This is a genomic window from Geobacter sp., assembly GCF_027327745.1.
Taxonomy (GTDB): Bacteria; Desulfobacterota; Desulfuromonadia; order Geobacterales; family Geobacteraceae; genus Geobacter.
The window spans coordinates 64209-86488 of record NZ_DAHVYG010000079.1; the positions used below are offsets into that span (position 1 = coordinate 64209).

19 protein-coding genes are annotated in these 22280 nt (G+C 65.7%); all 19 read left to right on the top strand.

Translation table 11 applies throughout. The features are described 5' to 3' along the window. Window positions 1-14: 14 nt before the first annotated feature. The 19 genes from M6689_RS14735 (at window position 15) to M6689_RS14825 (ending at window position 22253) form a co-directional block, all read left to right on the top strand. A complete protein-coding gene (locus tag M6689_RS14735) occupies window positions 15-323 on the top strand; it encodes a DUF485 domain-containing protein (RefSeq protein WP_298273200.1) in 309 nt (102 codons plus the stop codon). A 10-nt stretch (window positions 324-333) separates the two neighbouring features. After that, window positions 334-2289 (top strand): cation acetate symporter, encoded by a 1956-nt coding sequence (locus tag M6689_RS14740; protein WP_298273201.1) that lies wholly within the window; start codon window positions 334-336, stop codon window positions 2287-2289. A 516-nt stretch (window positions 2290-2805) separates the two neighbouring features. Next, complete coding sequence (locus M6689_RS14745) at window positions 2806-3975, top strand: isovaleryl-CoA dehydrogenase (RefSeq protein ID WP_298273203.1); 1170 nt, start codon at window positions 2806-2808, stop codon at window positions 3973-3975. Between the two features lie 144 nt (window positions 3976-4119). Next, the gene (locus tag M6689_RS14750; RefSeq protein ID WP_298273204.1) at window positions 4120-5727 is read left to right on the top strand and encodes a carboxyl transferase domain-containing protein; all 1608 of its coding nucleotides are present in this window, start codon (window positions 4120-4122) and stop codon (window positions 5725-5727) included. A 146-nt stretch (window positions 5728-5873) separates the two neighbouring features. Then, a complete protein-coding gene (locus M6689_RS14755; protein ID WP_298273205.1) occupies window positions 5874-6665 on the top strand; it encodes an enoyl-CoA hydratase/isomerase family protein in 792 nt (263 codons plus the stop codon). A gap of 5 nt (window positions 6666-6670) precedes the next feature. Then, window positions 6671-8677, top strand: a complete 2007-nt coding sequence (locus M6689_RS14760; protein WP_298273207.1) for an acetyl/propionyl/methylcrotonyl-CoA carboxylase subunit alpha — start codon at window positions 6671-6673, stop codon at window positions 8675-8677. Window position 8678: 1 nt separating this feature from the next. Beyond that, complete coding sequence (locus M6689_RS14765; RefSeq protein WP_298273208.1) at window positions 8679-9626, top strand: hydroxymethylglutaryl-CoA lyase; 948 nt, start codon at window positions 8679-8681, stop codon at window positions 9624-9626. Between the two features lie 3 nt (window positions 9627-9629). Beyond that, on the top strand, window positions 9630-10943 hold the full coding sequence (locus M6689_RS14770) for an acetyl-CoA hydrolase/transferase C-terminal domain-containing protein (protein WP_298273209.1): 1314 nt from the start codon (window positions 9630-9632) through the stop codon (window positions 10941-10943). 26 nt (window positions 10944-10969) lie between these two features. After that, window positions 10970-11548, top strand: coding sequence for a DUF6125 family protein (locus tag M6689_RS14775; RefSeq protein WP_298273210.1), 579 nt, complete (start codon window positions 10970-10972; stop codon window positions 11546-11548). Between the two features lie 30 nt (window positions 11549-11578). Continuing rightward, on the top strand, window positions 11579-12268 hold the full coding sequence (locus tag M6689_RS14780; RefSeq protein ID WP_298273212.1) for a CoA transferase subunit A: 690 nt from the start codon (window positions 11579-11581) through the stop codon (window positions 12266-12268). Window positions 12269-12489: 221 nt separating this feature from the next. Next, a complete protein-coding gene (locus M6689_RS14785; protein WP_298273213.1) occupies window positions 12490-13146 on the top strand; it encodes a CoA transferase subunit B in 657 nt (218 codons plus the stop codon). A 37-nt stretch (window positions 13147-13183) separates the two neighbouring features. Further along, entirely contained in the window at window positions 13184-13657 is a 474-nt protein-coding gene (locus tag M6689_RS14790) for a DUF2889 domain-containing protein (RefSeq protein WP_298273214.1), read from the top strand. Beyond that, the gene (locus tag M6689_RS14795) at window positions 13658-14191 is read left to right on the top strand and encodes a hypothetical protein (RefSeq protein ID WP_298273215.1); all 534 of its coding nucleotides are present in this window, start codon (window positions 13658-13660) and stop codon (window positions 14189-14191) included. 144 nt (window positions 14192-14335) lie between these two features. Then, on the top strand, window positions 14336-15682 hold the full coding sequence (locus M6689_RS14800; RefSeq protein ID WP_298273217.1) for a hypothetical protein: 1347 nt from the start codon (window positions 14336-14338) through the stop codon (window positions 15680-15682). A gap of 278 nt (window positions 15683-15960) precedes the next feature. After that, window positions 15961-17136 (top strand): thiolase family protein, encoded by a 1176-nt coding sequence (locus M6689_RS14805; protein WP_298273218.1) that lies wholly within the window; start codon window positions 15961-15963, stop codon window positions 17134-17136. A gap of 100 nt (window positions 17137-17236) precedes the next feature. Then, on the top strand, window positions 17237-18082 hold the full coding sequence (locus tag M6689_RS14810) for a 3-hydroxybutyryl-CoA dehydrogenase (protein WP_298273219.1): 846 nt from the start codon (window positions 17237-17239) through the stop codon (window positions 18080-18082). 81 nt (window positions 18083-18163) lie between these two features. Then, entirely contained in the window at window positions 18164-18946 is a 783-nt protein-coding gene (locus M6689_RS14815) for an enoyl-CoA hydratase-related protein (protein WP_298273221.1), read from the top strand. Window positions 18947-19035: 89 nt separating this feature from the next. Then, the gene (locus M6689_RS14820; RefSeq protein WP_298273223.1) at window positions 19036-20175 is read left to right on the top strand and encodes an acyl-CoA dehydrogenase; all 1140 of its coding nucleotides are present in this window, start codon (window positions 19036-19038) and stop codon (window positions 20173-20175) included. A gap of 86 nt (window positions 20176-20261) precedes the next feature. Beyond that, a complete protein-coding gene (locus tag M6689_RS14825; RefSeq protein WP_298273225.1) occupies window positions 20262-22253 on the top strand; it encodes a heterodisulfide reductase-related iron-sulfur binding cluster in 1992 nt (663 codons plus the stop codon). The last annotated feature ends 27 nt before the right edge of the window (window positions 22254-22280 follow it).

Genomic DNA, 22280 nt, shown 5'->3' on the forward strand with positions numbered 1-22280 from the left:
AAGGAGCGGTGACCATGGCGGAAACTAAGCACGATTGGGCAGAGATTGCCCGCAATCCACGGTTTGTGGAACTGCACCGGAAGAAGATCGTATTTCTCTATGGCTGGTGGGCGTTATCAGCCGGGTGCTATTTCCTGCTCCTCCTCGGTGCGGGATACACCCCGGGACTCTTCGGCGTCGAGGTGATCGGCAATATCAATGTCGGGTATCTCTTTGCCCTCGCCCAGTTCGTCATCACCTTCGGCATCGCCATCCACTATGGCAGGGTCGCCGACCGGGACTTCGACCGGCTCACCAAAGAGCTGGTCAAACAGATCGGATAGGGAGGGGGCAATGAAACGATTGGTTATCTGTGCGCTTGCCGCAGTACTGTTGGGAGGGGGTGCCGCAGGGGCCGAGCCGGCAAAACCGGTATCCGCCGTGGCCACCCCCGCGGGTGCTGGCGCACCGGCGCCTTCCGCAACCGCTGTCGCCCCCCCCGCCGTCCGTGGGGCCGTGAAGGATGCCGCGCCGGCAAAGGTCAAGACCAACAAGGCGATCACCCTCAGCATGTTCGCCCTCATCATCCTCGCTACCCTGGGGATCGTGGTCCGGGCGGCGAAGAAGACCCAGACCGTCGCCGACTACTACACGGCGGGGGGAGGAATCAGCGGGATACAGAACGGCTGGGCCATCACCGGCGACGTGGTCTCGGCCGCCTCGTTCCTCGGGATGTCGGGGCTCATCTCCCTCTACGGGATCGACGGCTTCATGTACTCCACCGGGCCGATCCTCGGCTTCGTGACGATCCTCCTCCTCATGGCGGAACCCCTGCGCAACGCCGGCAAGTACACCATGGGAGACATCCTCTGCTTCCGGGCGTCGCCGAAGCCGGTGCGGGCCGCGGCGGCCATCTCCACCGTGGCGGTCTCCACCTTCTACCTCCTGGCCCAGATGGTGGGGGCAGGGAAGCTGATGCAGCTCCTCCTCGACATCCCCTACAAGGTGTCGGTCATTGGCGTCGGGACCCTGCTCATCATCTACGTCGTCTTCGGCGGCATGAAGGCGACCACCTGGGTGCAGATCATCAAGGCGGCGCTGCTGCTGACTGCGGCGGTGCTCCTGTCGTTGCTGGTGGCCCTCAAGGCGGGGCTGAACCCGCTGCGTTTCTTTGCCGACGTGGTGAACAACGCCGCCATCCAGGACCACGTGCGGATGGGGGTCCTGAAGCATCCGCTCCCCGAGCCGGGATTCGACTACGGCAAGCGGTTCCTGCAGCCGGGGCTCTTCCTGAAGAATCCCCTGGACCAGGTCTCCCTCGGCCTGGCGTGGGTCCTGGGGGCCGCCGGCCTTCCCCACATCATGATGCGCTTCTTCACGGTCCCCAACGCCAAAGAGGCCCGCAAGTCGATCCGGATCGCGGTCTTCCTCATGGGGGCCTTCTTCATCCTGACCACCTTCCTCGGCTTCGGGGCCGCCATCCACATCACCCCCCAGAAGATCGCGGCCATGGACAAGGGGGGGAACATGGCGACCCTCCTCCTGGCCCAGTACCTGGGGGGAGGTGAGGGATCCATCGGCGGCGACCTCTTCCTCGCCTTTGTCTGCGCGGTGGCCTTCGCCACCATCCTGGCGGTGGTCTCGGGGCTGGTGCTCGCCGCCTCGGCCGCCATCGCCCACGACATCTACGTCAACATCATCAAGGATGGCAAGGCCAATCAGAAGGAGCAGGTCGTCACCGCCCGGATCACCTCGCTGGTGGTGGGGGCCCTCGCCATCGGGATGGGGATCGCCGCCGAGAAGGAGAACATCGTCGCCCTGGTGGCCCTGGCCTTCGCCGTGGCGGCGTCGGGGAATTTCCCGGTCATCATGCTCTCCCTCTTCTGGCGCAAGTTCAACACCGCGGGGATCGTCGCGGGGATCGTGGTCGGCACCGTCGCCGCCATCGGTCTGGTGCTGGTCTCGCCCAACATGACCTATCCGAAGAAGATTGCTGCCGATGCGAAAAAAGTCGTCGAGACGCTGGAGAAAAAGCAGGCGGCCGGAGAGGTGCTGGCGGAGAAGGATCTGAAGGCCCTGGAGAAGGCCCGCAGCGACTATGCGAAAAACAAGGATGGGACGTCGATCATGGGGCTCGATGCGCCGCTCTTCCCGCTGAAGAACCCCGGCATCGTCTCGGTTCCCCTCGGGTTCCTGGCTGCGGTCATCGGCTGTCTCGCCTTCCGGGATCGGCGGGCTGAGGATATGTTCGACGAGATCTACGTCAGGCAGAATACCGGAATCGGTATTGCCAAAGCGATCGAGCATTAAGTCACAGTCAGTTTAAAAACTGGTATCCGAAGGGTAATGTTCTGTACTGATACGTAATCTAATTGTTAAAGACTATTTTATTAATTACAAAGCGCATTTGGCTTGTTGCCAAATGCGCTTTTATTTTGTCATAAAATATTTGCAACTCGGATCGAGGTTTTATGATCGGTGTTAACGTTTGGATACGGTGTAAACAGCAGTAACAACCTTAGCAAACCGCCGGATATGTAACATATTTTTCCGACACTAAATTTTATATGCATTGCGGTGTATCCATAAGTAGACAGCGCAGTATCCCACCCGATTCGGCATAATGTCCGGAACATGATCTTGTAATGCGTTGTAAATACAATAAATTTCTGCCGTGTGAGGATGTATTTGCCGCTTTGAAACAGTGTTTGGCATTTCGGTTGCTTTACCTTTTCGTCAAGAGCAGATCGCGGAAACCGGGGCCGCTCCGGCTCCACCCCCGCCAGGGGGCGTTTTCACATTACACCACGCAAGGGGGAGATGACGATGAAAGCTTATCCGACGCTCAAATTCGATCTTGGCGAGACCACCAACATCCTGCGGGAGACGGTGAAGGACTTTGCCGCGGCGGAGATCACGCCACGGGCGGGAGACATCGACCGGGACAACCACTTCCCCATGGACCTCTGGCCCAAAATGGGAGGACTGGGGCTGCTGGGGATCACCGTCTCTGAGGAGTACGGCGGCGCCGGGATGGGGTACCTGGAACACGCCATCGCCATGGAGGAGCTCTCCCGGGCCTCCGCCTCGGTGGCGCTGGCCTACGGCGCCCACTCCAACCTCTGCGTGAACCAGATCTTCCGCAACGGCACCGAAGAGCAGAAGCGCGCGTACCTCCCGAAGCTGATCAGCGGCGAGCACGTGGGGGCCCTGGCCATGAGCGAACCGGGGGCCGGCTCCGACGTGGTGAGCATGCGGCTGCGGGCCGACAGGAAGGGAGACCGCTTCATCCTCAACGGCAACAAGATGTGGATCACCAACGGTCCCCACGCCGACACCCTCGTGGTCTACGCCAAGACCGACGTCGACGCCGGCCCCCGCGGCATCACCGCTTTCCTCATCGAGAAGGGGTTCAAGGGATTCTCCACGGCCCAGAAGCTCGACAAGCTCGGGATGCGGGGCTCCGACACCTGCGAGCTGGTCTTCGAGAACTGCGAGGTCCCCGGGACGAACGTCCTCGGCGGTGTCGGGAGGGGGGTCAACGTGCTAATGAGCGGCCTCGACTACGAGCGGGCGGTGCTGGCCGCCGGCCCCCTCGGGATCATGCAGGCCTGCATGGACGTGGTGGTCCCCTACCTCCACGAGCGGAAGCAGTTCGGCCAGCCCATCGGCCAGTTCCAGCTGATGCAGGGGAAGGTCGCCGACATGTACACCACCCTGAACGCCTCCCGCGCCTACGTCTACGCCGTGGCCAACGCCTGCAGCCGGGGGGAGACGAGCCGCAAGGACTGCGCCGGCGCCATCCTCTACGCCGCGGAGAAGGCGACCTGGATGTCGCTTGAGGCGATCCAGAGCCTCGGCGGGAACGGCTACATCAACGAGTACCCCACCGGCCGCTTCCTGCGCGACGCCAAGCTCTACGAGATCGGCGCCGGCACCAGCGAGATCCGCCGGATGCTCATCGGCCGCGAGCTCTTCAATGAGACGGCCCACTGAAAATATTGCTCCTGCGATTAAACATGAAAACCCTGATGTAGGGACGATCCTTGTGATCGCCCCAGTTTGGGCAAACACAAGGTTTGCCCCTACCTCGGGTGTTTAATCACCGGGGCAACAAGAAGCCGAGGAGACCAACTCGCCATGAGCGTACTGAAGAGTTCCATCAACACCGTAACCGACGAATTCCGCGCCAATGCCGACGTCATGAAGGGGCTGGTGGCCGACCTCCGGGAGAAGGTGGCCCGGATCAAGCTCGGCGGAGGGGAGAAGGCCCGCGCCAAGCACGTGGAGAGGGGAAAGCTCCTCCCCCGGGAGCGGATTCGCCACCTCCTCGATGTCGGCTCCCCCTTCCTGGAGCTGTCGCAGCTGGCGGCCTGGGAGATGTACGGCGGCGACGTCCCCGCCGGCGGGATCATTACCGGCATCGGCCGGGTCTCCGGGCGGGAGTGCATGATCGTCACCAACGACGCCACGGTGAAGGGGGGGACCTACTTCCCCATCACCGTGAAGAAGCACCTGCGGGCCCAGGAGATCGCCGAGGCGAACCACCTCCCCTGCATCTACCTGGTGGACTCCGGCGGCGCCAACCTCCCCCGGCAGGACGAGGTCTTTCCCGACCGGGACCACTTCGGCCGGATCTTCTACAACCAGGCGAACATGTCGGGGAGGGGGATTCCCCAGATCGCCGTGGTGATGGGCTCCTGCACCGCCGGCGGGGCCTATGTCCCGGCCATGTCCGACGAGAGCGTCATCGTCCGGCGCCAGGGGACCATCTTCCTCGGCGGCCCGCCCCTGGTGAAGGCTGCCACCGGCGAGGTGGTGAGCGCCGAGGACCTCGGGGGGGCCGACGTCCACTGCCGCACCTCCGGGGTCACCGACCACTACGCCGCCAACGACGGCCACGCCCTGGAGCTGGCCCGGCGCATCGTGGCGAACCTGAACCGGGTCAAGCGCCCGGAGCTTGCCCTGCGGGAGCCGGCGGAGCCCCTCTACGACCCGGCCGAGCTCTACGGCATCATCCCCACCGACACCCGCAAGCCCTACGACGTGCGGGAGGTGATCGCCCGCATCGTGGACGGCTCGGAGTTCGACGAGTTCAAGCAGCTCTACGGCACCACGCTCGTCTGCGGCTTCGCCCACATCTTCGGCTACCCGGTGGGGATCGTGGCCAACAACGGGATCCTCTTCTCCGAGTCGGCCCTCAAGGGTGCCCACTTCATCGAGCTCTGCGGCCAGCGGGGGATCCCCCTCATCTTCCTCCAGAACATCACCGGCTTCATGGTCGGGAGCAAGTACGAGTCGGGGGGGATCGCCAAGGACGGGGCGAAGATGGTGACCGCCGTGGCCTGCGCCAGGGTCCCCAAGTTCACGGTCCTCATCGGCGGAAGCTTCGGGGCCGGCAACTACGGCATGTGCGGCCGGGCCTACTCGCCGCGCTTTCTCTGGATGTGGCCCAACGCCCGGATCTCGGTCATGGGGGGGGAGCAGGCGGCCAGCGTCCTGGCCCAGGTGAAGCGCGACGGCATGGAGGCCCGGGGGGAGACGTGGAGCGCCGAGGAGGAAGATGCCTTCAAGCGGCCGGTCCGGGAGCAGTACGAGCACCAGGGGCATCCCTACTACGCCAGCGCCCGGCTCTGGGACGACGGGATCATCGATCCCGCCGACACCCGGATGGCGCTGGGGTTGGGGATCTCGGCGGCCCTCAACGCACCGGCGGAGAAGACCGACTTCGGCGTCTTCAGGATGTAGGTGAACGCGGCTTTTCCGCAATCTCTGCGTTGATCTTCGGAATTTGCTTGTGCGACGTAGCGCTGCTACGCCTCCGCGCAATTCCTTGATCGCCTTGACCTTGCGAAAAATCCACGTTCACCGGGAGACAAAAAGGACACGGAACCATGACCACTGAAACCATCCTGACACAGATTGACGAGCGGGGCCTCGCCACCCTCACCATGAACCGGTCCGAGCTCCACAACGCCTTCGACGATCTCTTCATCGCCGCCCTGACCACAGAACTGCGGCGGCTGGAGGCGGACGACAGCGTCCGGGTGGTGATCCTTGCCGCCTCGGGCCGGAGCTTCTCCGCCGGGGCCGATCTCTCCTGGATGCGCCGCATGGCCGACTACACCCGGGAGGAGAACCTGGCCGACGCCCTGGGACTCGCCGAGCTGATGCGGACCCTGAGCGGCCTCGGGAAGCCAACCATCGCCGCCGTCCAGGGGGCCGCCTACGGGGGGGGAGTGGGGCTCGTCGCCTGCTGCGACGTGGCCATCGCCAGCCGGCGCGCCACCTTCTGCCTCTCGGAGGTGAAGCTGGGGCTTATCCCGGCGGTCATCTCCCCCTACGTGGTGGAGGCCATGGGGCCAAGGGCGGCGCGGCGCTACTTCCAGAGCGCCGAGGTCTTCGATGCCGCCGAGGCCCACCGTCTCGGTCTCGTCCACGAGGTGACGGCGGAGGAAGAACTTCCCGCCGCCGTGGAACGCCTCGCCGCAGCACTTCTCGCCAACGGTCCCCACGCCATGACCGCCGCCAAGGCACTGGTGGCGAGGGTCGCCTCGGGCCCCATCGACGGGGCCATGATCCGTGACACCGCCGAGCGGATCGCCGCTGCCCGCGCCTCCGCCGAGGGGAAGGAGGGGCTCTCCGCCTTCCTGGAAAAAAGAAAACCTCGCTGGGTGAAAGGATAGAGACCATGTTCGACACCATACTCATTGCCAACCGGGGCGAGATCGCCTGCCGCGTCATCCGCACCGCCCGCCGCCTCGGCATCCGCACCGTGGCCGTCTACTCCGACGCCGACGCCGCCGCCCTCCACGTGGCCATGGCCGACGAGGCGTACCACATCGGCCCGGCCCCGGCCCGGGAGAGCTACCTGAAGGGAGAGGTGATCCTGGAGGTGGCGGCCCGAAGCGGCGCCCGGGCCATCCACCCCGGCTACGGTTTCCTGTCAGAAAACGCCGAATTCGCGGAGGCATGCACCAGCGCCGGGGTCGTCTTCATCGGCCCCCCCACCGGCGCCATCCGCGCCATGGGCTCCAAGAGCGCCGCCAAGGAGATCATGGAGAAGGCCGGCGTCCCCCTGGTCCCCGGCTACCACAGCGAGAACCAGGAGCCGGAGTTCCTGCGGCAGGAGGCGGAGCGGATCGGCTTCCCGGTCCTCATCAAGGCGAGCGCCGGCGGCGGCGGGAAGGGGATGCGGGCCGTGCGGGAGGCGGTGGAGTTCCCCGATGCCCTCGCCGCGGCCAAGCGGGAGGCCCGGGCCTCCTTCGGCGACGACCGGGTGCTCCTGGAAAAGTACCTCACCAAGCCGCGGCACGTGGAGATCCAGGTCTTTGCAGACGACCACGGCAACGCGGTCCACCTCTTCGAGCGGGACTGCTCCATCCAGCGCCGCCACCAGAAGGTGCTGGAGGAGGCCCCCGCCCCCGGCATGAAGCCGGCCCTGCGGGAAAAGATGGGAGCGGCGGCGGTGGCCGCGGCCCGGGCCATCGGCTACGTGGGGGCGGGAACGGTGGAGTTCCTCCTGGACGAGGACGGCTCCTTCTACTTCATGGAGATGAACACCCGGCTCCAGGTGGAGCACCCGGTGACCGAGATGATCACCGGCCAGGACCTGGTGGAGTGGCAGCTTCGGGTGGCGGCCGGCGCTCCGCTCCCCTGCGGGCAGAAGGAGCTCGCCATCGGCGGTCATGCCATCGAGGCCCGCATCTACGCCGAGGATCCCGCCAGGGATTTCCTCCCTTCCATCGGCCGGCTGGCCCACCTGCGCACCCCCGCCGAAAGCGCCCACGTCCGGATCGACACCGGCGTGGGGCAGGGGGGGGAGGTGAGCATCTACTACGACCCGATGATCGCCAAGCTGATCGTCTGGGACACGGACCGGGCCGGCGCCCTGCGCCGCCTCCGGCAGGCCCTGGCCGACTGCCAGGTGGTGGGGGTCGCCACCAACATCGCCTTCCTCGGGAGCGTGGCGGCCCACCCCGCCTTTGCCGCCGGGGACCTGGACACCGGCTTCATCGAGCGGCAGCGGGCCGATCTCTTCCCGGACCAGAGGCCCGCCTCGGACCGGACCCTGGCCCTCGCCTCCCTCGACGTGCTCCTGCGGCGCGCCGACGAGGCGAAGCGGGCGGCCGCCGCCTCCGCCGATCCCCACTCCCCCTGGCACCAGACCAGCGGCTGGCGCCTCAACTTCGACAACCACCACGACCTCCACTTCCTGGACGGGGAGAGGGTCGTGACGGTGAGGGTCCACTACCGCCCCGCGGGGTACCTCCTCGATCTCCCGGGGGGAGAGCTGCTGGTGCGGGGTGAGCGCGACGCCGCCGGCGACCTTCTGACCGACCTGGGGGGGGCGCGGGTGAAGGCCACCGTGGTCCGCCACGGCGCCACCCTCACCATCATGAAGGGGGGGCGGAGCCACACCCTCACCATCCACGACCCCTACGCCCTCACCGGCGAGGAGGATGGGGTGGGGGGGAAGCTCACCGCCCCCATGCCGGGGAGGGTGGTGGCGGTCATGGTGGCGCCGGGGGAGCGGGTGGCAAAGGGGCGTCCCCTCATGATCCTGGAGGCGATGAAGATGGAGCACACCATCACCGCCCCCCGGGATGGGCTGGTGGCCCGGCTCAACTTCGCCGTCGGCTGCCTGGTGAGCGAAGGGGTGGAGCTCCTGGCCCTCTCCGACGGGCAGGAGGCCTGAGATGCGGCTGCCGAAGCGGGTGAAGATGGTGGAAGTGGGGCCCCGGGACGGGCTCCAGAACGAGAAGACGCTCATCCCGGCCGAGGTGAAGATCGCCCTCATCGACCGGCTCACGGAGGCGGGGCTCCCGGTCATCGAGGCGACGAGCTTCGTCTCCCCCGCCTGGGTCCCCCAGATGGCCGACAACGCCCAGGTCATGGCGGGGATCACCCGTCGGCCGGAGACCAGCTACCCGGTCCTCGTCCCGAACCTGAAGGGACTGGAGGGGGCCCTGGCCGCCGGCGCCGGGGAGGTGGCCGTCTTCGCCGCTGCCTCCGAAACCTTCTCCCGGAAGAACATCAACTGCTCCATCGCCGAGAGCCTGGAGCGCTTCGCCGGCGTGATCGCCGCGGCGCGGAACCGGGGGGTCCGGGTGCGCGGCTACGTCTCCTGCGTCCTCGGCTGTCCCCACGAGGGGGAGGTCGATTTCCGGGCGGTGGCCGAGGTGGCGGGGCGGCTTCAGGAGCTCGGCTGCTACGAGATCTCCCTCGGCGACACCATCGGCGTCGGCACCCCCGGCCGGGCCGAGGCGATGGTGGATGCGGTGGCGAAACTGGTGCCGCGGCACCGGCTGGCGGTCCACTTTCACGACACCTACGGCCAGGCCCTGGCCAACATCCTGGCGGTCCTGGAGCGCGGCATCGCCACCGTCGACAGCTCCGTGGCCGGCCTTGGCGGCTGCCCCTACGCCGCCGGCGCCGCGGGGAACGTGGCGAGCGAGGACCTCCTCTACATGCTGAACGGCCTCGGCATCGAGACCGGGGTCGACCTGACGAAGCTCGTGGCCGCCGGCAACTACATCTCCGGGCAGCTGGGGCGCCCGTCGGGCTCCCGGGTGGCCCGGGCGACGGGATGCTCCCCCCGCAGTCAGCAACGGCGGCAGACGCCTAACCAAGATAAGGAGGATTGACCCATGAATAACGCAGCCATTGCCCTCTCCCGCTATGAGCAGGAATACCAGCAGAAACTCTCCACCCCCCACGAGGTGGCCGCAACCGTCCAGTCGGGGGACCACCTCTGCTTCCCGATCTGCGCCGGGGAGCCGACCCTCTTCGTCAAGGCCCTGGCCGCCCGCAGGCACGAGCTCGAAGGGGTGGTGGTCAACCAGCAGCACCACCTCTGTCCCGACTATCTCACCGAGGACGCCCCCCCCCACATCCGGGTGAACTCCTGGTTCACGAGCCACGTCTCCCGCAAGGCGGTCCAGAACGGCTGGGCCGATTTCGTCCCCAACTACTTCCACGAGGTGCCGAAGCTGCTGCGGGAATACTGGCCCATCGACCTGGCGGGGACGGTGGTCTCCCCCATGGACGAGCACGGCTTCTTCACCTGCAGCCTCTCGGTGGCCTACACCATGGAGGCGATCAAGAAGGCGAAACGGGTGGTGGTGCAGGTGAACCCCCACGCCCCCCGCACCCACGGCAACTGCCACATCCACATCTCCGAGGTGGATTTCATCATCGAGTGCGCCGACCCCATCGTGGAACTGGCCATTCCCCCGATCACCGCGGTGGAGGAGGCGATCGGCGGTTATATCGCCGAGCTGATCGAGGACGGCTCCACCCTTCAGCTCGGCATCGGCGGCATACCCAACGCGGTCTGCAAGGCGCTCCTGAAAAAGCGGGATCTCGGCATCCACACCGAGATGATCACCGACGGGATGGTGGACCTCATGCTCAGCGGGGCGGTGAACAACTCCAGAAAGAACCTCCTCCCGGGGAAGACCCTCGGCACCTTCGCCCTGGGGACCAGGCGGCTCTACGAGTTCATGAACGAGAACCCGATGATCGAGATGCACCCGGTGGATTTCACCAACAACCCGTACAACATCGGAGCGAACGACAAGGTGGTGGCCATCAACGCCACCATCGAGGTGGATCTGCTGGGGCAGTGCTGCTCGGAGTCCCTGGGCCACGTCCAGTGGAGCGGCACCGGCGGCCAGGCGGACTTCGTCCGGGGGGCCAACATCTCCCGGGGGGGGAAGAGCTTCATCACCACTGCCGCCACCGCCAAGAACGGCACGGTCTCCAGCATCGTCCCGACCCTCAAGCCGGGGGCGGTGGTCACCACCAACAAGAACGACGTCGATTACGTGGTGACCGAGTTCGGGGTGGCGAAGCTCCGGGGGCAGACCGCCCGGCAGCGGGCGGTCAACCTGATCAACATCGCCCATCCCGACTTCCGGGAGGAGCTGATGGCGGAGGCCCGGCGGATGAACCGGATTTAAATCCACCTTCACCAAAGGAGAGAGACATGTCCGATACCTGTTGTGCACCAAGCACCATGCCGCCCCGGAACATCCACCTCGACGAGGGGGTCCGCCTCCTCTACGACCTGAGCAAGGACCAGCTGGTCGACATCATCGTCGACAGCGCCAAGAACTGGCTCGCCCACGACGGCCTCTGGTTCCAGGCCATCGAGACCACCCACGGCATGGAAGCGGCCATGGATGCCGACCGCGAGGCGTGGCGCCGGTTCACCGTCATCGAGGCCCAGCGGATCATGGCGCGGCTCGGCATGGAGCCCGGAGGGGGGATCCCCGCCCTGGTGGAGTGCCTCAAGCACCGCCTCTACGCCCGCCTGAACCTCCAACAGGCGGTGGAGGTCTCCGCCACCCGGGCGCTCTTCCAGATGGTGGAGTGCCGGGTCCAGGCGGCCCGCAAGCGCAAAGGGCTCCCCGACTTCCCCTGCAAGTCGGTGGGGGTCGTGGAGTACGCGGAGTTCGCCCGCACCGTCGACCCCCGAATCGAGACCCGCTGCGTCGCCTGTCCCCCCGATCCGCACCCGGATTATTTCTGGTGCGCCTGGGAATTCACCCTGCGGGATGCATGAGCGATGGGGAAGCGGGAAAGGGAGGAAGCCATGAAAGTGCAATCAACGATCGACAGGGCCCTGGAAGGGATCCGGGACGGGGCGACCCTCATGGTCGGCGGCTTCGGCCTGGTGGGGATCCCCGAAAAGCTGATCCTCGGCCTGCGGGACAAGGGGGTGAGGGAGCTGACCGTCATCTCCAACAACTGCGGGGTGGACGACTGCGGCCTCGGCATCCTCCTCCAGAACCGGCAGATCAGGAAGATGGTCTCCTCCTACGTGGGGGAGAACAAGGAGTTCGAGCGCCAGTTTCTCTCCGGCGAGCTGGAGGTGGAGCTCCTCCCCCAGGGGACCCTGGCGGAGCGGATTCGGGCCGGCGGGGCGGGGATTCCGGCCTTCTACACCCCCGCCGCCGTCGGCACCCCCCTGGCCGAGGGGCGGGAGGTGCGAAGCTTTGGCGGCCGGGAGTACCTCCTGGAGACGGCACTTGTGGCCGACTTTGCCCTGGTGAAGGCGTGGCGGGGGGACCGGATGGGAAACCTGGTCTACAACAAGACCTCCCGCAACTTCAACCCGATGATGGCCACGGCGGCAAAGGTGACCATCGCCGAGGTGGAGGAACTCCTGGAGCCGGGGGAGCTGGACCCGGCCTTCATCCACACCCCCGGCGTCTACGTGCAGCGGATCGTCCGGTGCGACAACTACGAGAAGCGGATCGAGCGGCGCACGGTGCGGGCATGATTGGAACCCGAATCCGTAAGCCCGGGGAGCCCGACGGAGCGAATGTGCCCTGTTTCGTCGCCGATCCGGGCGAATGGAGCGAGAGCGGCCGATCGTGTCCGAACCCGTCAGGGTGAGTTGATCGGCCGTAGCGGAATGAGCCCTGGAGAGGCAGAAACAGGGTGCTCTGAGCGTAGGCGGGATTCCCGGGCTTACGGATTCACGTGGAGAGGAGAGAGGCAATGGCATTGACACGGGAACAGCTGGCCCGGCGGGCGGCGCAGGAGGTTGAGGACGGCTTTTACGTGAACCTGGGGATCGGTATCCCGACCATGGTGGCGAACTACATCCCCCCCGACCGGCAGGTGGTCCTCCAGTCGGAGAACGGACTCCTCGGGATCGGCCCCTATCCGCGGGAGAGCGAGGTGGACCCGGAGCTGATCAACGCCGGGAAGGAGACCATCACCATGATCCCGGGGGCCTGCATCTTCAGCAGCGCCGAGTCGTTCGCCATGATCCGGGGGGGGCACATCGACCTCGCCATCCTCGGGGGGATGGAGGTGTCGGCCGCCGGCGACCTGGCCAACTGGATGATCCCCGGCAAGATGGTGAAGGGGATGGGAGGGGCCATGGACCTGGTCCACGGGGCGAAGAAGATCGTGGTGGTGATGGAGCACGGCAGCAAGAGCGGCCAGCCCAAAATCCTGAGGCGGTGCACCCTCCCCCTCACCGGCAAGGGGGTAGTGAACCGGATCATCACCGATCTGGCGGTGATGGACGTCACCTCCGACGGGCTGGTGCTCCGGGAGCTGGCGCCGGGGGTGACTCCCGACGAAGTTGTCCGGGCGACGGACGCCCCCCTGGCCGTCCCTCGCGGCGTGGGAACGATGGCGCTCTAGCCGGGGAGCGCCCCCGAGGGAGAGAGGAGTGACGCCGATGAACGGTTTTCAGAGGAACATCACCTTCAGCATCAGGAGAGCGGCGGATCACGCCATCGTGCTGACCGCCACCATGGTGGACCGGTTCCACGACCTGGTGGTGGAAGCCACCGTGGAGCCCGAATCCCTTGCCATCCGGGCCATCCGCGCGAACTTTTCCCGCTCCCCCACTGACAACTGCCGGAAGATCCAGGAGCGGCTCGACCTCTTGGTGGGGGTTCCGGTGGGCAAGGGGCTGACCCGCAAGATCTTTGAGGTGCTCGGAGGGGGCGCAGGGTGCGGCAACCTCCGGATGCTCCTCCTCGGCTCCCTCCCCCTGGCGATCAATGCCCGGGTGGGCGAAGGGGTCGAAAACGTGTGGGAGATGCTCGACACCATCCACCGCGAGCTTCGCGGCACCTGCGTCGGCTACTCGGAGCCCCCTGGCGGCATCTATCAACCGGAACGGCCGGTCATGGAAAGGAGCAACTAAATGAAACGTTACCCCCTGCTTGCTTGCATCGTGCTCTTCGCCCTTGCGGGGTGCGCGGGAACCCGCCCGGTCCCCGGTCCCTCCGAAGAGTACGTGGAGGTCGACAACCCGGCTGCCACCATGTCCCCTGCCGCCCCGGCGACCATCTGGGTCCCGCGACGCTATGTGGAGAGCGGCATCCCCCGCGGGGGGGAGCTGGTGAAGAAAGGGTACGAAGCGGCGACCCGGGGTGCCGGCGAGGCCCCTTCGCCCCCGGCAACGGGGGAGGAGGCCCATTCCTATCCCCGCTACTACCGGGTGGTCTCGGTGGACAAGGGGCGGGTCTGCTTCACCGCCGAGCGGGGCGTCGGCCTCAAGCCCGGGGTGAAGCTGCCGGTGCATCGCGGCGGCAGTGTGGTTGAAGGGATCGGCTTTGTCCCGGGCCCCCTGGTGGGGACGGTGACGATCACCGAGCCGGGCGGCCCCGGGGCAGCCTGCGGGACCCTCGACCGGGGCGGCGAGGCCCGGGTGAACGACCTGGTGAGGGTGGAATGAGGCGATTTTTCGGCTTTGACCAGATCCGCCGGCTGCCCCGGAGCGGCAGGAGTGGCGGGGAAGAGGAGGTGTGGCGCGGGCTGCGGGTGAGCGTGGCAGGAGAGTAGTTGGCGACATTTTCCAATGACCATGAAGGAGGAATGAATGATCAAGAGAGCATCCGTATCGGTTGCAGCAGCACTGATGTTGGCTTCGCCCGCCCTGGCCCAGGAGGTGCCCCAGGCCACGGCGCCGGCCTACAACTGCGATTTCCAGCCTTCCTGCGAGGTGGCCCCCGGCATCTACGGCAAGATGGCGTCGCCGGTCACCAGCAAGTTCAATCTCTCCATCGGCGGGTTCGTCAAGCTCGACTACGCCTACAACTCGGTGAACCTGGGGGCCAACGGCGCCCTGGGGACGCTCCAGAACGGCATCCCCAAGAGCAGTTCCGCCGCCGGCCAGCAGGACCAGTCCATCTTCACCGCCCGCCAGTCCCGCTTCTGGCTGAAGGTCGCCGGGCCGAACTTCCTCGGCGCCAAGACCAACGCCATCATCGAGGCGGATTTCTACGGCGCCAACGGCGCCTCCAACGAGAGCCCCAACCTGCGGCTGCGGCTTGCCAACGCCACCCTCGACTGGGCCAAAACCCAGCTGCTGGTGGGGCAGGCCTACGACATCTTCGGGCCGGCCATCTCCTCCACCGTCGATTTCGGCTCCGGCAACAAGACCGGCGCCCCCAACAACCCCCGGGTCCCCCAGGTGCGGGTGTCGCAGCGGGTGGATTTGACTCCCGACAACGCCCTGCGGCTGGTCCTCGGGGTGCAGAACCCGGTGCAGGATGCCAACGCCCAGAGCGGGGCGAGCAGCGATTCGTGGGGGGGGAACGTGAACGTGGCGGGGCAGGCGATGCTCATCAGCAAAAGCCTCGGAGTCGCCCCCGGCTACTTCGGTCTCTCCATGAACTCCCTCACCGCCGGCCTCTTCGGCCTCTACGGCAAGCAGGACCTGGGAGGGAACAACAAGAGCGTCGACACCTGGGGGTACGGCTTCTACACTTTCGTGCCGCTCCTCCCCTCCAGGGACGGCAAGAGCCGGGCGATGACCGCCTCCTTCGAGGGACAGCTCTACATGGCGGCCAACCAGAGCGTGAACGGCGCCACTGCGGCGACCGTGGTCGGCCCCGCGGGAAGCAAGACCGCCGCCAAGGGGTACGGCTTCTACGGCCAGCTCATCTTCTACCCCACCCAGGACCTGGGGATAACCGCCGGCTACGGGCGGAGGACCGCCTATAACTACGGGAACTACAGCGGCATCAGCAACTTCGAGAAATCCAACTCCAACCTCTACGCCAACATCGCCTACGACCTGAACGCCGCGGTGCGGCTGGCGGTGGAATACCAGAACCTCAACACCCGGTACGGCAACGTCACCAACGGCACCGGCAACCTGGCTGGGCTGGCGGGGAGCGGTACCGCCAACGTCGCCCGGTTTGCCGCTTTCTACTTCTTCTGATCCGTCCCCGCCCCCGTTCAGGGGGCGGAGCTTTACCGCCTCGACTCGTTCCAGCTCCCGTAGTAATTACCTTGACGTAAAATACGGAGTAGCCGCCCTTGTCGGTGAAAAAATGCACGGGTGCGGTTGTATTGTATGAGCTACGAAATAACATAAATAAAGGGAGGAGCGCAGGCGCAGAGGTAATAATTATATAAAAGCGTTTTGGATATGCTTGACATGTACGTAAACTGTATTTATATTGTCTACAAACGTGACATACAGATGGGGAGGAATCGATGAACGAGATATTCGTGGTGGATGCGCTAAGAACGCCGTTCGGTTCATTCTGCGGGATGTTCGCCGACGTGGAGGCATCGAAGCTGGCCGCCGTCGTCATGAAGGGGCTCCTGGCAAAGGCCGGCCTCGATCCGGCGTCGGTGGACGAGGTGATCGTCGGGCAGGTCCTTTCCGGCGGCTGCGGCCAGGCACCGGCGCGACAGGCGATGCGCGGGGCGGGGATCCCCGACTCGACCCATGCCATGACCATCAACAAGGTCTGCGGCAGCGGCCTGAAGGCGATCATGCTCGGTGCCGACACCATCCGGCTCGGCGACGCCAGGCTCGTCATAGCCGGCGGGATGGAGAGCATGTCGTGCGCCCCCTACCTCCTCAAGAAGGCCCGCTGCGGCTACCGGATGGGGCACGGAGAGCTGATCGACCTCATGATCTACGACGGCCTCCAGGACCCTTACACCGGCCGCCACATGGGGGAGATCGGCGAGGATAGCGCCGCCCGGAACAGCCTCACCCGAGAGGAGCAGGACGCCTTCGCGCTCCGCTCCTACCAGCGGGCCCAGGCGGCGGTGAAGGAAGGGGTCTTCCGGGACGAGATCGTTCCCTTCGTGAAGCAGGGGAAAAAGGTGGACGTGACCCTCACGGACGACGAGGAGCCGTTCAAGGTCGACATTGCGAAACTTACGCAGCTTCGGCCGGTCTTCAAAAAAGAGGGCACCATCACCGCCGGCAACGCCTCCAGCATCAACGACGGTGCCGCCCTGGCCCTTCTCACCGACGAGGCGGGGCTAAAGCACTTCAACCTGACGCCGAAGGCGCGCATCGTGGCGGCCGCCACCGAGAGCCGTCACCCGGACCACTTCCCCGAGGCCCCCGTCGGCGCCATCCGGAAGGTCTGCGAGAAGGCGGGGATTGCGCTCGCCGACATCGACCTCTTCGAGATCAACGAGGCCTTCGCCTCGGTCCCCCTCATCGCCATCAAGGGGCTTTCCCTCGATCCCGGGAAGGTGAACGTCAACGGCGGCGCCTGCGCCCTCGGCCACCCCATCGGCGCCAGCGGCGGGCGGCTTGCCGCCACCGTCATCCGGGAGCTTCACCGGAGAAAGGCCCGCTACGGTCTGGCGACGCTGTGCATCGGTGGAGGGGAGGCGGTGGCGGTGATCTTCGAGCGGGTGTGACATTCGAATCAGAAAGGCAAACCAGTTTCCAGAGGATTTTCTCTGAGCCTCTGTGGCAAATCCTCATGGCATGTATTAACCTTTTACGGGGAGGATTTCTATGATTAAACAAGTCGGTGTTCTCGGCGCAGGGCAGATGGGTAACGGCATCGCCCACGTCTTCGCCCAGTTTGGCCACCAGGTGGTGCTCTTCGACATCGCGGCGTCACAGCTGGAGAAGGCGCTCGTCACCATCAGGCAGAACCTGGAGCGCCAGGCGAAGAAGGGGGCGATCCCCGAGGCGCTGGTTGGGGAAACCGTAGGGCGGATCCGGACGACCCAGGCCTTGGCCGACCTCGCCGCCGTCGACTTCGCCGTGGAGGCGGTGACCGAAAACGAGCCGCTGAAGCTGGAGATCTTCCGCAAGCTCGACGAGACGGTGAAGAGCGGCGCCATCCTCGCCTCCAACACCTCCTCCATCCCCATCACCAAGATCGCCGCCGTCACCCGGCGTCCCGAGAAGGTGATCGGCATGCACTTCATGAACCCGGTGCCGGTCATGAAGCTCGTGGAGGTGATCCGCGGCCACGCCACCAGCGACGAGACCTTCGCCACGACCGCCGCCCTGGTGGCGAAGCTCGACAAGGAGATGGCGGTTTCCCAGGACTACCCCGGCTTCATCGTCAACCGGATTCTCATGCCGATGATCAACGAGGCGGTCTTCGCCCTCTACGAGGGGATCGCCACCGCCGAGGACATCGACAAGGGGATGAAGCTCGGCACCAACCAGCCCATGGGGCCCCTGTCCCTGGCGGACTTCATCGGCCTCGACACCTGCCTGGCGATCATGAACGTCCTCTACGACGGCTTCAAGGACCCCAAGTACCGCCCCTGCCCGCTCCTGGTGAAGATGGTGAACGCTGGGCATCTCGGGCGCAAGTCGGGACGGGGATTCTACACCTATTAGAACCGGGATTTTGTAGAGGCGAATCTTGTATTCGCCCGATTCAAGGGCGATCACAAGGATCGCCCCTACAGGAGACAACCCATGGAATTCAAGAACCTGCTCATCGAGACCGCCGCCGGCGTCGCCACCCTCACCGTGAACCGCCCCCAGGCCCTCAACGCCCTGAACGGGGAGGTGCTGACGGAGCTCGCCTCCGCCCTCTACCAGCTGGAGTACGACCCGGCAGTGAAGGCGATCGTCCTGACCGGTGCCGGCGAGAAGGCCTTCGTGGCCGGGGCCGACATCAAGGAGATGGCGGAGATGAACTCCTACGAGGGGCACCAGTTCGCCCTGAAGGGGCAGCACGTCATGATGGCCATGGAGAAGATGAAAACGCCGGTCATCGCCGCGGTGAACGGCTTCGCCCTGGGGGGCGGGCTGGAGCTGGCCCTGGGGTGCGACTTCATCTACGCCTCGGAGAAGGCGAAGCTCGGTTTCCCCGAGGTGACCCTCGGGATCATGCCCGGCTTCGGTGGCACCCAGAACCTGGCAAGGCTCATCGGGAAGAACCGGGCCAACGAGCTGATCTTCACCGGCCGGATGGTCACTGCCGACAAGGCCCTGGCCTGGGGGATCGTGAACGAGGTCTTCGCCCCGGAGGAGTTGCTGCCGAAGGCCCGGGAGACCGCCGCAGCCATCGCCGGGGTGGGCACCCTCGGCGTTTCCTACGCCAAGAACGCCATCGCCAACGGGCTCAACATGGTGAAGGAAGACGGCTTCCGCTACGAGGCCTCCCTCTTCGGGGTGCTCTTTTCGACCTCTGACCAGAAGGAGGGGATGGGGGCCTTCGCGGAGAAGCGGAAGGTGGTTTTCACGGGACGGTAACACGTTGTGTAGGGGCGAATCTTGTATTCGCCCATTCGAAGGGCGATCACAAGGATCGCCCCTACATCAGCCATTAATGGAGGCAACCCATGAACTTCGAGCTGAGCCAGGACCACAAGGTATTGCAGGACGCCGTGCGGGACTTCGTGGAGAAGGAAGTAAAACCCATTGCCGCCAAAATCGACGAGGAGCACGCGATCCCCGACGAGCTGGTGCGGAAGATGGGGGAGATGGGGTTCATGGGGAGCTACCTCCCCGAGGAGTACGGCGGTGCCGGCCTCGACATGCTCTCCTACGCCATCGTGGTGGAAGAGGTCTCCAAGGCGTGCGGCTCCAGCGGCGTCCTCATCTCGGCCCACACCTCGCTTGCCTGCGGCCCCATCCATACCTTCGGCACCGAGGAGCAGAAGAAGAAGTGGCTCCCGGCCCTGAACTCGGGCGAGGTGATCGGCTGCTTCCTCCTGACCGAGCCCGACGCGGGTTCCGACGCCGGTGCCCTCTCCACCACCTACCGCCGCGAAGGGGACGAATTCGTCCTCAACGGCTCCAAGATCTTCATCACCAACGGCGGCTACCTGGGGACCGGCGTCGTCTTCGCCACCCACGACCGGAGCCTGAAGCACAAGGGGGTGTCGGCCTTCATCATCGACCTGAAGAGCCCCGGCGTCACCATCCTCAAGAACGAGAAGAAGCTCGGGATCCGCGGCAGCTACACCACCGCCTTCGCCCTGGACAACGTCCGGATCCCGGCGGAAAACCTCCTGGGCGCCGAGGGGCAGGGGTTCAAGATCGCCATGGATACCCTGAACGGCGGCCGCATCGGCATCGCCTCCCAGGCCCTCGGGATCGCCGAGGGGGCCTTCGAGCGGGCCCTCGCCTACTCTAAGGAGCGGAAGCAGTTCGGCGCCCCCATCTGCGACCTCCAGGCGATCCAGTTCAAGCTGGCCGACATGTGGGCAAGGATCGAGACGAGCAAGCTCATGACTTACAAGGCCGCCTGCCTCAAGGACAGCAAGAAGAGCTACACCATGGAGTCGGCCCTGTGCAAGATGCTCGCCTCCGAGGCCGCCACCTACGTCACCAAAGAGGCGATCCAGATCCACGGCGGCTACGGCTTCATCTGCGACTACGAGGTGGAGCGGATGTACCGCGACGCCAAGATCACCGAGATCTACGAGGGGACCAACGAGGTCCAGCGGGTGGTTATCTCGAAGCTGCTGTTGTCGTAGGCCAGAAATGGTGTTGTAGGGGCGAATCTTGTATTCGCCCGATTGAAGGGCGATCACAAGGATCGCCCCTACGAGGAACTGATCCAATGGAAGCCACCCGCGAAATCTACTGGAACATCGGCCACGGGGTCGTGATCCCCATGTATCTCCTCGCCCTGGCCGCCCTCGGGATCGCCGCCTGGGGGTTCTGGCAGCGGCTTCCCGTCTGGCGCCAGGGAAAGCCCCTCGACCGGTTCGACCGCTATGACGAGCGGGCCAGGCGCCTCGTCTCCCATGTGCTCAGCCAGGAGAAGGTGGCCAGGGTGAAGGACGGCGGCATCCCCCACGCCTTTTTCTTCTGGGGGTTCCTCACCCTCTTTGGGGGGACGATGGTGGTGATGCTCCAGGCCGATTTCTTCACCCCGCTGATGCGCGTGAACATCCTCTCGGGGGAGTTCTACGAGGCCTTCTCCCTGGTGCTCGACCTGGCCGGCCTCGTGGCGATCCTGATGCTGGCCGCCCTCTTCATCCGCCGTTTCATGGTGAAGCCGGCGGGGCTGGAGACCGTCAACGACGACTACATCGTCCACCAGCTCCTCTTCGCCATCCTCGTCACCGGCTTCTGCGTGGAGGGGGCGCGGATGGCCGCCACCGAGCTGCCGCAGAATCCCGCCCTGGCCCGCTTCTCCCCCGTGGGATACGTCTTCGCCCACCTCTTCACGGGGTTAACCGACGACTCCATCCGCACCACGCACCAGGTCCTCTGGTGGACCCACTTCGCCCTCGTCCTCGGCCTCTTCGCCGCGCTCCCCTACACCAAGCTCCGCCACATCCTGACCACCAGCGTCAACGCCTTCTTCGCCCCCCTGGAGGAGAAGGGGACCATCGCCACCCTCAACCTGGAGGACGAGGCGCTGGAGCAGTTCGGCGCCACCAAGGTGACCGACCTCACCTGGAAGGATATCTTCGACGCCGACGCCTGCACGAGCTGCAAGCGCTGCCAGGACCGCTGCCCGGCCCACGCAACGGAGAAGCCCCTCTCCCCCATGAAGGTGGTGAAGCAGGTGGGGGAGGCGGCCTGCACCGCCCCCGACTCCTACCTGGTGGAGACCGTCACCGCCGATGCCCTCTGGAGCTGCACCACCTGCCGCGCCTGCCAGGATATCTGCCCGGCGGAGATCGAGCACGTGAACAAGATCCTGGAGATGCGCCGCAGCCTCTCCCTCATGGCGGGGGAATTCCCCGGCGACGAGGTCCGCACGGCGGTCAGCAACGTGGAGGTGAACGGCAACCCCTTCGGCCTCGCCTACGCCGGCCGGGGCGACTGGGCCGAGGGGCTTCCCGTGGCCAGGGTTTCAGAGGGCGAAGAGGCCGACATCCTCTACTTCGCCGGCTGCTACGCCTCCTTCGACAAGCGAAACCGGGAGGTGGCGAGAAGCTTCGTGCGGATCTGCGCCGCAGCCGGCATCCGGGTCGGGATCCTCGGCAAGGAGGAGAAGTGCTGCGGCGAGCCGGTGCGCAAGCTCGGCAACGAGTACCTCTACCAGATGACGGCCGCCGAGAACATCGAGGCGATGAAGGGAAGCGGGGCGCGGAAGGTCGTCACCACCTGCCCCCACTGCTTCAACACCCTCTCCCGCGACTACCGGGACCTGGGGTTCGAGCTGGAGACCGAGCACTACGCCACCTTCATCCACGGCCTCATCCGGAAAGGGGGCCTTGCCCTCTCCCCGGCGGAGCGCTTCCCCTTCACCTACCACGACTCCTGCTACCTGGGGCGCTACAAGGATATCTTCGCCGAGCCCCGGGCCGTCCTCGCCGCCGCCGGCGGGGATCTGCGGGAGATGGACAAATCCGGCTGCGACAGCTTCTGCTGCGGCGCCGGCGGCGGGCGGATCCTGGCGGAGGAGAAGCTCGGGACGAAGATCAGCGAGGCCCGGGTCCGGATGGCCGAAGAGACCGGTGCGCCGCTTCTGGTGGCCAACTGCCCCTTCTGCCTCACCATGTTCGAGGACGGGATCAAGACCGGCGGCTTCGAGGGGAGGATGCGGGTGCGGGACCTGGCGGAGATTATTGTCGAAAGGTTGGTGGTTTTGTAGGGGCGAATCTTGTATTCGCCCATTTGA